Raw genomic sequence first — 12,739 nt, forward strand, 5'->3', positions numbered from 1 at the left:
ATTCCGAATCCAAGCTTAATTCAAGGTCTAATATCCATATATAGGAAATTCAAATACCTATACCAGTCTGCAGCCTGGCTTTTTCAGTTACATTCTGGTGTGTGGAATTAGTTAGGCAGATAAACAAAGGGTATATGCAGGTAAAAAGGAATCTAGGCAGGTAAGCGAGTGAAATTCGCAGGTGGAGGAATCATTTTGGCAGGTACAGGATTTTATATAAAAAAGGTATTTAAAAAATAACACCTCGATTAAGTATCTAACAGTATTTTTGAGTCCAATACCCATATATAGGAAATCCAAATGCCTAAGCCAGGCCGCAGCCTGGCTTTTTCAGCTACATTCTGGTGTATGGTATTAGTTAGGCAGATAAACAAAGGGTATATGCAGGTAAAAAGGAGAATAGGCAGGAAAGCGAATAATATCTGCAGGAGAAGAACATAATTTGGCAGGTTAGAAAAAACTACTTATTTCTGTAACAACTTTTTTAAAGGATTCACCGATGGAAGAGAAGAAATACTGTAAAAAAGAAAGGATGGGTGGGAATGATAGCAAAACCATGTGTGCTGCCGCCAAGTATTGCAAAGTATCAAGCTTTAATAAGGAGGCTAAGTGAGAATCACTTGGTCAAATATGATGTGGTGACGGAGTATAATAATCGAATGACGGGATTCCTAGGCGAGGAGTCGGTAATGAATTTTCATTTAGAACCGATTGCAGACCTTAATTACCGAATTTATCACGATCTTCGTTTTTACCACGGCAAATATTTCTTCCAAATAGATATCCTCATTCTCTGTGCCTACTTTGCACTTGTGCTGGAAGTGAAAAATTGGGCAAGAGATTGGCACTTTGAAAAGGTCCTCCATCAAACGACCATCGATGTAAATGGAAAAATGGAGAGAACGAAGAATCCTATTTTTCAAGCAAGGTTACAAGCATTTAAACTGAGAGAATGGCTTAAGCTGCATAATGTTCAGGGGATTCCGATCCAATACCTATTTGTCAACAGTAATGAAAAATCCAATATCATTATAGGTGAGGACAATAAATACAAGTGGAATGCTTGTAATAGTGAATATTTGCTAGAGAGAATTGACCAAATTACCAATGATTATAAAATAGAATTGCTAGATGAAAAAGAACTGCGAAAAATAAACAAACTTCTATTAACCAGCCACACACCTGAAAATTTCGATCTCCTCGAAAAATATCATGTCACACGTAAAGAGATCCTCACAGGCGTTCACTGCCCGGATTGCAAACATTTACCGATGACATATAATGCGGGTACATGGAGATGTTCAAAGTGTCGAATCCAATCAAAAACAGCCTTCAATGACACACTTCATGATTATTTTCATCTCATAAGCCCTACTATTACCAACGCTGAGGCACGAAGATTTTTACAACTAAATTCACCGAAAATGGCCCACCATTATTTAAATTCAATAAACCTAAATAGTACAGGTAAATTCAAGTTCAAAATTTACCACCAATAAAAAACCACCGCACAAGCTTCGCAGTGGCTACCATTTCCTCACGAATCCTAGCACCTTCCCTAACCTCGTAAATCGACCTTTAAACAGTGCGCCCCGAATAAAATAAAAACATACGAGGATCCCGGTGACGTCTTTGACGAGGTCAAACCAGGACGCGGAGCGGTAAGTATAGAAGGATTGGTGAATCTCGTCTGTTAGTCCGTAAAGACCTGCCAGGACGGCACAGAACACGTTTAGTACCATTGTGAACGGAGCCTTGCGTGTGAGGAAGGCCAAAACGAGTAATACATATAGAATGGCGAACTCTATTAAATGCAGGGATTCTTTGATACTCCGATCGAGCGTGGAATCGGGGAGTTCGACAAAGTGATTGGATGGGAGACTCGACATAATCCAGATGGCCCCCATATAGAGTAAAGGCAGGATTCGCAAGATCCATTTGAAAACTTTCATAAAAATGTTCCTCCAAAAAAATAAATTTTCAACAAAAATGCATAAAAACTTCAGTACTTTCAAAAAATAAGTGGAAAAAATTTTTTTACTAGTGTATATAATTCTACTTATCTGTTCAGAATGATTGCTGAGGTGATGAAAATGAGAGAGGAAGAAAACAAGCGATCTTCTCAAGGTTCCAGCGTAAAACGCTTTTTCAAAAAGCGTTGGGTATTTCCAGCCATTTATATTGCAAGTGCAGCAATCATTTTGACAGGTGTTCTTTGGTTCCAAGGCAGTGACAATGCAACAGACAAGTATGATTACGAGTCTTCTGACCTAACAGGTAAAAAGAACGATGCTCCAGCACTTGAGGTTAACTCAAGTTTAGAAAACCTGAAAATGCCAGTAAAGAATCCATTGGAAGCAACTGTTAAAATGGAATTCTATGATGACAATGCAAGTCAAGAAAAACAAGAAGCGGCAATAGTAGTTTACAACAATAATTATGAGCCGCATACTGGTATTGACTTCACATCCAAAGATGGCGAAACTTTCGATGTCGTATCTGCCCTAAGCGGGAAAGTTACTAGAGTCGAAGAAGATGCTCTCCTTGGGAATGTCATCGAAATCGAACACGATAAAGGTATTATAACAAAATATCAGTCGGTGAAAGATATTAAGGTCAAGGTTGGCGATAAAGTAAAGCAAGGACAAGTTCTTGCCATGGCTGGACAAAGCTTGTACCAAGAAGAAGCTGGAACACATGTACATTTTGAAGTCCGTAAAGATGGTATCCCAGTAAATCCAACTGAATTTTTTAACAAACCAGTAAGTGACTTACAGGAAGAAACTACAGCGGATGAAAATACTGATAATAAGAAGAGTCCAAAACAACAAATGATTGAGGACCCTGCGAGTGATGAGTCAACTCCATCAAAGGATGAATCTTCTGAGTCAACAGATAAATCAAACTCTTAATACTGAACAAAGGGGAAAGGGGAATCTACTTTCCTCTTTTTTTGTGCGCTTTTGCCCACGTTATATTTGCATAAATATGGTAAACTGGTGGGAAAGGGGGGATCTTTTTTGAAAAAAATAATAGGGTTGCTTGTGACACTCGTTCTCTTTGCGATGGTGGCAGCCGGCTGCAGCAAGGAGCCCACACCGCAGGATCGATTCGACGCATACATAAAGCTATGGAATGAGCAAAAATTTGATAAAATGTATGACTACCTTACAGAAGGTTCCAAAGGGGTAATCTCAAAGGAAGACTTCACCAATCGCTATCAAAAAATTTACGAAGACCTACAAATTACAGACCTCAAGGTTAACTATAAAAAACCGAAAGAACAAGAGTTGGACAAGGAGCAAGACCGTATTACATATGATTTTTCCGCCTCTATGGACAGCATCGGCGGGCCCATCGAATTTACACACACTGCTAAGATGAAGAAAGAAGAACGGGATAAGAAGAAAAACTGGTATGTGGATTGGAATACCACCTATATTTTTCCGCAATTGAAGGATGGCGACAAAATCGGAATCAGCAATAGTAAGCCTAAGCGCGGGAAAATCCTTGACCGGGCAGGAAATGGGTTAGCTATAAATGGACAAGTATATGAGGTTGGGGTGGTCCCTGGAAAGCTTGAGGGGCAAAAGGAGACTGTTATTCAGCAATTATCCAGCCTATTAAAAATGACACCTGAGCAAATCAACAAAGCACTTAACGCCAGCTGGGTGAAGCCGGATTTGTTTGTGCCGTTAAAGAGCGTATCGATGGACGATACGGAGCGTATCGCTCAGTTAATCGCTTTAGAACCGGTGCAAACAAAAAAGGTGGAGGCTAGAATTTACCCTTATAATGAAGCGGCGGCCCATTTAATCGGCTATGTCGGTTCGATTACAGCTGAAGAGCTGGAAAAGGTTAAGGATAAAGGCTACACAAGCAATGACGTAATTGGAAAAAGAGGACTTGAGGAAGTATTTGACGAGCAGCTTAAAGGGAAAAGAGGCGTGAAGGTCAGCATTAAGAAACCGGATGGCGCTACGGAAATCCTAGCTGAAAAGCCGGTAGAGGACGGGAAGGATATATCGCTTACCATCGATATCGATATGCAGGTAAGTTTGTACGAAGAGCTTGTTGGTGAGGCAGGCGCAGGAGCGGCGATAGATCCCGTTAGTGGGGAGACGCTTGCACTTGTCAGCTCACCGTCGTTTGATCCGAATCAAGCTACCTTGGGCTTCTCAGGCGATGAGTGGAAACAGCTTCAGGACAATCCGCAAAAGCCGCTGACGACCAGGTTCAATAAGGCATATGCACCTGGGTCTGTATTTAAGCCCATCACGGCGTCTATTGGACTCACAAACAAGACCATCACTCCCGAGCAAACGATGGATATTAAGGGATTGAAATGGCAGAAGGGTGCCTCATGGGGCGATTATTTTGTGACGAGGGTTCATGAAGCCAACCCTGTTAACCTCGAAAAAGCAATGGTCTTCTCGGACAATATTTATTTCGCACAAACGGCATTAGGAATCGGAAAAGAGCCATTCAGTGCAGGCTTGAAGGAATTTGGCTTTGAGGAAGAATCCAATTATCCATTCCCGCTTGAGAAATCTACTATTGGGAATTTGGATAAGGAACTTGCCTTAGCGGACTCAGGTTATGGTCAGGGGCAAATTCAAATGAGTATCGTTCATTTGCTTGAAACCTATACTCCATTTGTAAATGCTGGGAATATGATTAAACCAAGTCTTATCCTAGATACCCAGAAGAGTGAGAAAGCAGTGGTTTCACCAGAAATCGCCACTACGGTGTCATCTTCGTTAAGAAAAGTCATCGGTGATGCGGATGGAACAGCACATTCTGCTGAAATTGCAGATTTACCACTAGCCGGAAAGACTGGAACAGCAGAAATCAAGGAAAAGCAGGGTGAAAAAGGAACGGAGAACGGCTGGTTCATCGCCTATAATACCAACTCGCCAAGCTTAATGGTTGCGATGATGGTCGAAAACGTCCAGGATCGGGGCGGTTCGCAGATTCCAGTGAAAAAAGTGAAAAAAGTCTTTATGCAAAATAGATAAGCGAAAACAGAAACCAGCTGCTGGTTTCTATTTTTTTTATCGAATAAGGATAATTAAAACAGAACTAGAAAAAATAATAGGAAAAAGACAGGAGCAGCAATTTGACCCAACAACCTCAAGCCCGAAGATATAGAGCACATTTATCTCAATTTACGACATCTGTTCTTCAAAAAAAGAATCCATGGGTGGTTGCCTTTTTTGCCTTTTCCTATCCTGGTTTTGGCCACCTATTACTGCATCGCTATATCGCTGGGTTTATTCTAATCCTCTGGGAAACGTTTATTAATGATAAGGCAAATGTGAATCTTGGGATTTTATTTACCCTGATTGGCGACTTTGACAAAGCCAAGGAGGTAATGGATGAACGCTGGCTTATGCTTTATGTAGGAATCTATATGTTTGGAATCTGGGACGGCTATCGAACCACGGTGGACTTAAACAAACAATATATATTAGCGGATCATGAGGATGCCTCCATACTTCCGACTACCATGGGGGCTTGGGATATAAACTTCATGGATAAGCGTAAACCCTGGGTCGCCGTCACGTGGTCCGCACTATTTCCAGGCTTGGGTCATCTTTATATCCATAAGGTGATTTCGGGATTTTTTATTTTTGCCTACACGGTTGCCATCATGTATTTTGGGAATATTCCAGAGGGGATTCAGTTCACGATGCTTGGTAAGTTTTCAGAGGCGAAAAAGGTAGTCGATATGCAGTGGCTCATTTATCTGCCTTCTATTTACTTTTTTATTCTATATGACGCTTATAGTACAACGATTGAATACAATAATCTTTTTGAAAAAGAATTGAAAAGGTTTTTACGTGAAAATTATCAAAAAAGGGAGTTCAAATTTCCTTTTTAAGAAGTGAGTGGAGTGGATGTGTTTGTTATTGCTACGTTTGAGAATTCCATTTATATTGAATTAGCTATTACAGCACTAGAACAGCAGGGGATTTCAAAGGAATTTATATTAGCGGCTCCACTTGATAAACGCAAGGAATTGAGGGGGGTGTTTGATACCATCCACAAATCAGACGGATTCAGTCTGTTTGACGGACCGTCGATTCTTGGAACCTGCTTGATGCTGCTTGGTGCCATTTATGGGTATGTCCTAGAATGGGGGCCGATTCTATGGGGAATCATTGGGGCGGTTTCAGGAATGCTGATAGGGTTTCTTATTAAGTTGCTTCTTCTTAAGAAAAATAAAAGAGGGAGAGCCACGATCACATCAGAAATTGTCCTTATGGTCCGTTGTGAGGACCGCAAATGGGAAATGGTTGAAAAGATATTATGGGACCACTTTGCACTGGGTCTAACGAAATTATAAAATACCACCTCTTTTTTTAGGGGTGGTATTGGTATTTTTCAAGGTCAATGGTTCCGTTAAGCCCGATTTGAATACCCTCACTTTCAAGTGAAAATAGCTGTTCATGGTAGGATTCATCATCCTGTAGGGCGATTTGACCTTTAGCGTTGACGACACGGTGCCAAGGGAGACGGTGCTTCCTGCTCATCGAGTGCAGGGCTCGAACAACCTGCCGTGCTGCACGTGGACTTCCAGCTTCTCTAGCGATTTGTCCATAGGTCATCACCTTGCCTTCAGGAATGTTTTTTATAATTTCTATGACTCTTTCTGTAAAAGGCTGCATCGTTCAAAATCCTCTCAGTCTAACTTATCCCATTATACAATAGTATGGTAAAAAGGCAGTGGAAAATTATTTTTAAAACAGTGTAATAGGGGTAGAAATCTTTAAAATAAACAAAAATTATTATTTTCAATAAAATTTTCATTCGACATTTGCACCTGACAAATTTCTCAGGAAATAATTGAAAGGACACATCATTTCCGAAATAAACCTATACCTCATGCGGACTTCAGCTCTTTCGCCAAATTGTCGATTTTGTGGTAAAAAGCACTTGAGGTGTCTGATTTTTCAAATAATTCACAAGCACCCTTGTCCATATTGTGTAATTCGTGCATATTCCCGTATCCAAGCTAATAAAATGGTTACAAACCTTTACAAAGAGAGTGTTTGAGGTGAAGCGTCGTTTGAAGCATTTGTGGATTCAGTTGGGGACATGATTATTCATCATATTACCGCATAATTGCATAAATGGTGACAGGCACCGGGCAATTTGTGGATGTAGTATTTCGTCTTAGTGATAAGCGGATTTCATTTCGCACTTCTCACATCCAATTTAGGGAGGGCGAGTGGTGTGCACGATTACATCAAAGAGAGAACTATCAAGATTGGAAAGTATATCGTGGAGACGAGGAAAACGGTTCGTGTAATTGCGAAGGAGTTTGGCGTATCCAAAAGTACTGTCCATAAAGATTTAACAGAGAGACTTCCTGAAATAAATCCTGAGCTGGCAAATGAGGTAAAAGAAATTTTAGATTATCATAAATCGATTAGACATCTCCGGGGTGGAGAGGCGACAAAGATGAAATACCAGAAGGAAGAAAAAGAAGGTGAGGCTGTAAAGTAAGCCAATTTTCAGAAGTACTCTCGAAAAAAAAAGAAAAAAGTTTTGAAATGGCCATTTTCATAGACTTCTTGGAGCATTCTAAGAAAGTCGGGGAAAGGGCCATTTTTAATGGCAAAAATAGCAGCATTCTCTTTCAATAAATTTTTTCCGACAAATTTCTACGTTTTTTGAGTTAAGAGTATGGAAATTTTAAGGAATATGATACAATTAGCAATTAGGAAAGTATGACCGTTTCAAGGAGGAAAGAAAAGAGAATGTTTGCTAGGGATATTGGGATTGATTTGGGAACGGCTAACGTGTTAATTCACGTAAAAGGCCGTGGAATTGTATTGAATGAGCCTTCTGTTGTTGCAATTGATAAAAATACAAACCGAGTTCTTGCTGTAGGTGAGGAAGCTCGCCGTATGGTCGGACGTACACCTGGGAACATCGTCGCGATCCGTCCGTTAAAAGATGGGGTAATCGCTGACTTTGACGTAACTGAAGCAATGTTAAAACATTTTATTAATAAGCTGAATGTGAAAGGCTTTTTATCGAAACCGCGTATTTTGATTTGCTGCCCGACGAATATTACAAGCGTTGAGCAAAAAGCAATCCGAGAAGCGGCTGAAAAAAGCGGTGGCAAGAAGATTTACTTAGAAGAGGAGCCGAAAGTGGCAGCGATTGGCGCTGGGATGGAAATTTTCCAGCCAAGCGGTAATATGGTTGTTGACATTGGCGGCGGAACGACGGATGTAGCGGTTCTTTCAATGGGTGATATCGTTACTTCATCCTCCATTAAAATGGCCGGCGACAAGTTCGACATGGAAATCCTTAACTACATCAAGCGTGAGTACAAGCTATTGATCGGTGAACGTACATCTGAGAATATTAAAATCAACATTGGTACCGTATTTCCAGGATCACGCTCGGAAGAAATGGAAATTCGTGGACGTGACATGGTCAGCGGCTTGCCGCGTACAATCACGGTTCGCTCTGAGGAAATTGAAGGTGCATTACGCGAGTCTGTGGCTGTTATTGTGCAAGCGGCTAAGAGCGTTCTTGAGCGAACACCTCCAGAACTTTCTGCAGACATCATTGACCGCGGCGTTATCTTAACAGGTGGCGGAGCGCTGCTTCACGGGATTGACGCTTTGCTAGCTGACGAGTTGAAGGTACCAGTCCTCGTGGCTGAGAATCCAATGGACTGCGTAGCAATCGGAACAGGCATTATGTTAGACAACATTGATCGAATTGCGAAAAGAAAACTTGGATAACAGGTAAGACCTCTTACCTTAAAAAAGTCTAGTGACCTTAAAATCATTGGGCTTTTTTTAGTTGGTTTGGTTAGGTTGATAGTGGAATTTGGTAATAAGAATCCAAAAATTTGCAATTACAACAAAAAATTTTCGCCACTTTTTGCCATGGAAATACTTTTTTTTCGCAAAATTTACTGCTATTTCCCTAATTTTTTTATAAAATAGAGTATAATATTAGGTAAAATGTAAATTCAGGCAAACTACAGGTCCATTACAATATAGAGGATTTCGGTTAAAGGGGAATACGAGATGTCAGTGAATCATCTAAAACAGGTGAAAACGAGGGAAGAGTATAAGAAGGCGAAGGAAGATGGGGTGCAGGCTGTAGAAAGTACAGCCACGCAAAAAGCTTCTAAGGTCAAAAGTGCTCAAAAAGCCCACAAAGCTGAAAGTACGAAGAAGAGAATTCGAATCCGTCTGATTCCAATTTGGCTGAGGATTGTCTTGTTGGTCATTTTTACAGGAGTTTTTGCAGCTCTTGGTGCCGCGGTTGGGTACGGCGTGCTCGGAAATGGAAATGCCGGAGATGTGTTTAAAGCATCTACCTGGACACATATTATCGATTTAGTGGAAAAAAAATAAACGAGGAAGGGCTCACTTGCCCTTCCTTTTTGTATGCTCTTAATAGTAAAATGTATATATCTGTTCCTAAGAGGAGGTACTAAAATGTTAGATGTGACTCAAATTAAAGAAATTATTCCCCATCGTTATCCCTTTTTGCTCGTCGATAAAATTTTAGAAATCGAAGAAGGGGTTAGGGCGGTTGGAATCAAAAATGTAACAGCTAATGAAGAATTCTTCAATGGCCATTTTCCTGATTATCCGGTTATGCCAGGAGTGCTAATCGTTGAGGCACTTGCGCAGGTGGGAGCGGTCGCTGTATTGAAGAAAGAAGAAAATCGCGGGAAATTAGCTTTTTTTGCTGGAATTGATGGCTGCCGTTTTAAAAAGCAAGTAAAGCCGGGGGATCAGCTTCGATTGGAAGTTGAAATCATTCGCCTGCGTGGACCGATTGGAAAAGGTAAAGCGGTGGCGACAGTAGATGGAGAAATCGCCTGCGAAGCAGAAATCACATTTGCACTAGGAAAATAATCGGGGAATCCTCCCGGTTATTTTTTTTTGTAATAGTCCTTAAATTCTTGGGGAAAATAACATCAGACCAAGTCAAACGGGTCAATATTTTTTTCATGGAAAGGGGCTTTTACGCTTGAAGAAAAAGCTGTTTTTGGTACTATTAAGTGCGCTTCTATCAGGGTCTATGTTAGCGGGTTGTAATAATAATGACGATGAACAAAATCCGCCGCCACCGGTAAACGATAATACACCGCTTGATGATGATAACAACCTGGATGGTAACGGCAACAACGACTTGAACAACACGAACACACGTTATAACAACAATAATGATGTATTTGATAACAACTACCCAAGAAGCGAAGACAAAAACACGGATACTGATAAAGATCCGACCAGAGACAGAAATACACCACGGGAAGACATGATTGAAGATGACATTGATATGAACGACCGCGACAATAAAGACGAATAAAGCACAAGGGGCATGCTGAATCAGCCTGCCCCTTTCATTTTAATCATGTTTAATTTTTAACTTCGGTTTACTTTTCATTTTATCCTTGAATTCTTCGAGTAAAGCTTGACCGCCAAGGCCTTTTTCAAGCAGGCTGTCGAGCAGCAGCTCAGAATAATCACTCCTGTTTCGGCGCAATTGACCTTCGAACAGGATACTAATATGTTTTTCAAACTTGTGAAGTGAAGCAACTTTCGTTTGGAAATAGGCAGGTGCGTTTTCGCGCTTCGTAATCACGGCTTGTACGATGACCTCGCGACGTTGCTCCTGAATATTTTTGAAAAAGTCATAGAGGGATAAATCCGTATAGGCCTCAAGCAGCCAGCTGGCACGTTCGTTTTCTTTATTGATAATTAATCCATCTTCTAATGGAATCTCCACTGTATTTCCACCGTCAACAACTTCTAAAGCGACTAACTTAAAGGTTTTCATCTGCGATACCTCACTTTCGATTCTCGGGTCACATTTTCTAAATTATAACATATTCGTACTAGAAACAAATGTCGAAAAATATTTGTCGCTTTTTGCAAGTTTGTACTTTATGTAACAAATGGCCTTCCAAACTCGATTTTTGCCCTAGGTGAAATCATGAATTTGGTGGGAGAATCTCGTCGGAAATTTTCATATCACAATTTTACAGGAAGGTGCCTGAGGATCTATGATTAAGCCATTAAAAGGAGAGGAGAATGTGTATGATCAATCAAGTCACGATTGTCGGACGACTCACACGCGATCCGGAGCTAAGGAAAACAAGTGAAGGGCTGTCGGTAACGACAATCACCTTAGCGGTAAGCCGTCATTTCCGAAATCAGCATGGCGAAATTGAGGCGGATTTCGTTCCATGCACTCTTTGGAAAAAAGCAGCCGAGAATACTGCTCAATACTGTCGAAAAGGCTCAGTCGTTGGGGTGACAGGCAGGCTGCATTCACGGCAATATGACAATAAAGAAGGAAAACGGGTTTATGTGACAGAGGTAGTGGCCGAATCGATTCAATTCCTAGGGGCAAAGCCAAATATCACTCCTGCTGGCCCACCTCCAGTTACCGTAACTGTTATGAAGGAGGAGCTGCCATTTTGACAAATCGTGACGATGTAGCCGCCAGTTTAGAACAGCTGCTTGAAAGTTTGATAAAAATGGTGGGTCGAGCCAATCAGAATAACGACCAATTACAAAAAAGAATGATTGAGATGAACGAAAATACGGAGAGTCTGCAGAAGAGAATCAGCCAGCTAGAATGGATTATGAAAGGGCAGATAAAGGAACGAGATTGGAGCCCTGTCAGAAATTACCCCACACATCCTCATACACACTCACCATCAGAAATTCACGACCAAGTCTCCATTCATTTTTAATAGCTTGAATTATTTTGGTAAAACTAAAATCAGCTTCTGATGCCTTTTTCAAAATTTCCCCCAAAGTTAGAGTATAGAAAAGGTAGTACTCTCCAAAATAATCCTCATTTTCCGGCCAAGCAGCGCCGGAATTTTTTTATCTATTTTTCCGTATAAATTATCGGCAGCCGGGCACACTAGTACAAAACCCCCTGTGTTTTATTTTTCGAGGCCGCTGATACTTGATCAGCGGCCTATTTTTTTTACTAGCTTTGAGAAAGATAAAAGGAGTTATGAAATTATTGTCGAATAGTAAATGTTAATGTAAATATTTGTCTCATTGGGGGTCACATAAGCGATGCCAAACTCATTAGTGTTTATTGGAGAACGACCGAGTCACATGGAGATGCAAATCAAAGGTAAACCGGATTTCTACGACGCCATCTTACTCTCGAAAAAATCCCATCACCCATCATCAAACCTTTCCTACCATTCTATCCCTCTTCACCAATCAAGAGTTACCATCCACATTCGTGAGAATAACTCCCTATTTAATTGTTATCATCAATCTCTACAGCTAATTGAAGGCGAAAAGCCACTTTCCGAGGAAGAGGCTTACGATGTGTTCACAAACTTTGCAATCATGGAGGGCAACAAGGTTGCATTCTTACTACGTTCAGGAAGTAAAAGAATCAAATTACGAGAAAAAGTGGAACCCAGGGTTTTGTCAGCGTGTGAAAAACAGGAAATCTAGTATGATTTGTTAAAATAGAAGAAACGAAGAAATAGCCATTATGTTACAAAGAAATGACAAATTGAGGGGTTCGGTTCCTGCCGAAGCCCTTTTCTTGTTTTTAGTTAACCTCGTTTACATCATATATTACACAAATTAGACAGAACCATCCCTAAATGACCCTTTTTCCCGTTTCTTTGCGCGTGCACTAATCTTATAAAAGATACTGTAGTATTGCGTAATATTACACATAGAAACATACTGTCCACCCCACA

The 12,739-nt window shown here is 40.7% G+C and carries 16 protein-coding genes; 13 read left to right on the plus strand and 3 right to left on the minus strand.

The annotated features are described in order from the left end of the window. Nucleotides 1-542 precede the first annotated feature (542 nt). Nucleotides 543-1,499 carry a nuclease-related domain-containing protein gene (locus M3189_RS17675; RefSeq protein WP_251635923.1) on the plus strand — a complete coding sequence of 319 codons (957 nt, stop codon included), beginning with the start codon at nt 543-545 and terminating at the stop codon, nt 1,497-1,499. A 27-nt stretch (nt 1,500-1,526) separates the two neighbouring features. Here the strand turns inward: M3189_RS17675 and M3189_RS17680 are convergent, their stop codons facing one another. Next, on the minus strand, nt 1,527-1,952 hold the full coding sequence (locus tag M3189_RS17680) for a VanZ family protein (protein ID WP_353057434.1): 426 nt from the start codon (nt 1,950-1,952) through the stop codon (nt 1,527-1,529). 141 nt (nt 1,953-2,093) lie between these two features. Here M3189_RS17680 and M3189_RS17685 point away from each other — a divergent pair, with 141 nt between their 5' ends. From M3189_RS17685 to M3189_RS17700, 4 genes are all read left to right on the plus strand, one after another. Then, nucleotides 2,094-2,912 (plus strand): M23 family metallopeptidase, encoded by an 819-nt coding sequence (locus M3189_RS17685; protein WP_251635925.1) that lies wholly within the window; start codon nt 2,094-2,096, stop codon nt 2,910-2,912. A 108-nt stretch (nt 2,913-3,020) separates the two neighbouring features. Then, nucleotides 3,021-5,018: a penicillin-binding transpeptidase domain-containing protein gene (locus tag M3189_RS17690; protein ID WP_251635928.1), complete on the plus strand. Its 1,998-nt coding sequence runs from the start codon at nt 3,021-3,023 to the stop codon at nt 5,016-5,018. A 101-nt stretch (nt 5,019-5,119) separates the two neighbouring features. Beyond that, nucleotides 5,120-5,884 (plus strand): hypothetical protein, encoded by a 765-nt coding sequence (locus tag M3189_RS17695; protein ID WP_251635929.1) that lies wholly within the window; start codon nt 5,120-5,122, stop codon nt 5,882-5,884. 3 nt (nt 5,885-5,887) lie between these two features. Further along, nucleotides 5,888-6,349, plus strand: a complete 462-nt coding sequence (locus M3189_RS17700) for a hypothetical protein (protein ID WP_251635931.1) — start codon at nt 5,888-5,890, stop codon at nt 6,347-6,349. A gap of 16 nt (nt 6,350-6,365) precedes the next feature. Here M3189_RS17700 and M3189_RS17705 read toward each other — a convergent pair whose 3' ends face one another. After that, nucleotides 6,366-6,671, minus strand: a complete 306-nt coding sequence (locus M3189_RS17705) for an MGMT family protein (protein WP_251635933.1) — start codon at nt 6,669-6,671, stop codon at nt 6,366-6,368. A gap of 568 nt (nt 6,672-7,239) precedes the next feature. Here M3189_RS17705 and spoIIID point away from each other — a divergent pair. The 5 genes from spoIIID to M3189_RS17730 all read left to right on the plus strand — a co-directional run bounded on the left by spoIIID (nt 7,240) and on the right by M3189_RS17730 (nt 10,359). Then, complete coding sequence (spoIIID, locus tag M3189_RS17710; protein ID WP_007086083.1) at nt 7,240-7,512, plus strand: sporulation transcriptional regulator SpoIIID; 273 nt, start codon at nt 7,240-7,242, stop codon at nt 7,510-7,512. 254 nt (nt 7,513-7,766) lie between these two features. Next, a complete protein-coding gene (locus tag M3189_RS17715) occupies nt 7,767-8,768 on the plus strand; it encodes a rod shape-determining protein (RefSeq protein ID WP_251635935.1) in 1,002 nt (333 codons plus the stop codon). Nucleotides 8,769-9,059: 291 nt separating this feature from the next. Continuing rightward, a complete protein-coding gene (locus M3189_RS17720; RefSeq protein WP_251635938.1) occupies nt 9,060-9,392 on the plus strand; it encodes a DNA-directed RNA polymerase subunit beta in 333 nt (110 codons plus the stop codon). Between the two features lie 84 nt (nt 9,393-9,476). Then, nucleotides 9,477-9,902 (plus strand): 3-hydroxyacyl-ACP dehydratase FabZ, encoded by a 426-nt coding sequence (gene fabZ, locus M3189_RS17725; protein WP_251635948.1) that lies wholly within the window; start codon nt 9,477-9,479, stop codon nt 9,900-9,902. A gap of 115 nt (nt 9,903-10,017) precedes the next feature. Then, on the plus strand, nt 10,018-10,359 hold the full coding sequence (locus tag M3189_RS17730; RefSeq protein ID WP_251635950.1) for a hypothetical protein: 342 nt from the start codon (nt 10,018-10,020) through the stop codon (nt 10,357-10,359). Between the two features lie 39 nt (nt 10,360-10,398). Here the strand turns inward: M3189_RS17730 and M3189_RS17735 are convergent, their stop codons facing one another. After that, complete coding sequence (locus tag M3189_RS17735) at nt 10,399-10,830, minus strand: YwpF-like family protein (RefSeq protein ID WP_251635952.1); 432 nt, start codon at nt 10,828-10,830, stop codon at nt 10,399-10,401. A 260-nt stretch (nt 10,831-11,090) separates the two neighbouring features. On the opposite strand from M3189_RS17735, the gene M3189_RS17740 reads away from it, so the two are divergent. The 3 genes from M3189_RS17740 (at nt 11,091) to M3189_RS17750 (ending at nt 12,485) form a co-directional block, all read left to right on the plus strand. Next, nucleotides 11,091-11,477: a single-stranded DNA-binding protein gene (locus M3189_RS17740; protein WP_251635954.1), complete on the plus strand. Its 387-nt coding sequence runs from the start codon at nt 11,091-11,093 to the stop codon at nt 11,475-11,477. Next, complete coding sequence (locus M3189_RS17745) at nt 11,474-11,752, plus strand: hypothetical protein (RefSeq protein WP_251635956.1); 279 nt, start codon at nt 11,474-11,476, stop codon at nt 11,750-11,752. The genes M3189_RS17740 and M3189_RS17745 overlap by 4 nt, the downstream gene beginning before the upstream one ends. A gap of 337 nt (nt 11,753-12,089) precedes the next feature. Beyond that, on the plus strand, nt 12,090-12,485 hold the full coding sequence (locus M3189_RS17750) for a hypothetical protein (RefSeq protein WP_251635958.1): 396 nt from the start codon (nt 12,090-12,092) through the stop codon (nt 12,483-12,485). The last annotated feature ends 254 nt before the right edge of the window (nt 12,486-12,739 follow it).

The sequence above is a fragment of the Neobacillus niacini genome, assembly GCF_023715415.1.
GTDB lineage: Bacteria > Bacillota > Bacilli > Bacillales > Cytobacillaceae > Neobacillus > Neobacillus niacini_C.

What these genes read in the sequence shown, in the direction of transcription:
- M3189_RS17680 (WP_353057434.1), bottom strand. Translation starts at nt 1,952, where the DNA reads ATGAAAGTTTTCAAATGGATCTTGCGAATCCTGCCTTTACTCTATATG.
- M3189_RS17675 (WP_251635923.1), top strand. Translation starts at nt 543, where the DNA reads ATGATAGCAAAACCATGTGTGCTGCCGCCAAGTATTGCAAAGTATCAA.
- M3189_RS17740 (WP_251635954.1), top strand. Translation starts at nt 11,091, where the DNA reads ATGATCAATCAAGTCACGATTGTCGGACGACTCACACGCGATCCGGAG.
- M3189_RS17685 (WP_251635925.1), top strand. Translation starts at nt 2,094, where the DNA reads ATGAGAGAGGAAGAAAACAAGCGATCTTCTCAAGGTTCCAGCGTAAAA.
- M3189_RS17720 (WP_251635938.1), top strand. Translation starts at nt 9,060, where the DNA reads ATGTCAGTGAATCATCTAAAACAGGTGAAAACGAGGGAAGAGTATAAG.
- M3189_RS17715 (WP_251635935.1), top strand. Translation starts at nt 7,767, where the DNA reads ATGTTTGCTAGGGATATTGGGATTGATTTGGGAACGGCTAACGTGTTA.
- fabZ (WP_251635948.1), top strand. Translation starts at nt 9,477, where the DNA reads ATGTTAGATGTGACTCAAATTAAAGAAATTATTCCCCATCGTTATCCC.
- M3189_RS17750 (WP_251635958.1), top strand. Translation starts at nt 12,090, where the DNA reads ATGCCAAACTCATTAGTGTTTATTGGAGAACGACCGAGTCACATGGAG.
- M3189_RS17705 (WP_251635933.1), bottom strand. Translation starts at nt 6,671, where the DNA reads ATGCAGCCTTTTACAGAAAGAGTCATAGAAATTATAAAAAACATTCCT.
- M3189_RS17735 (WP_251635952.1), bottom strand. Translation starts at nt 10,830, where the DNA reads ATGAAAACCTTTAAGTTAGTCGCTTTAGAAGTTGTTGACGGTGGAAAT.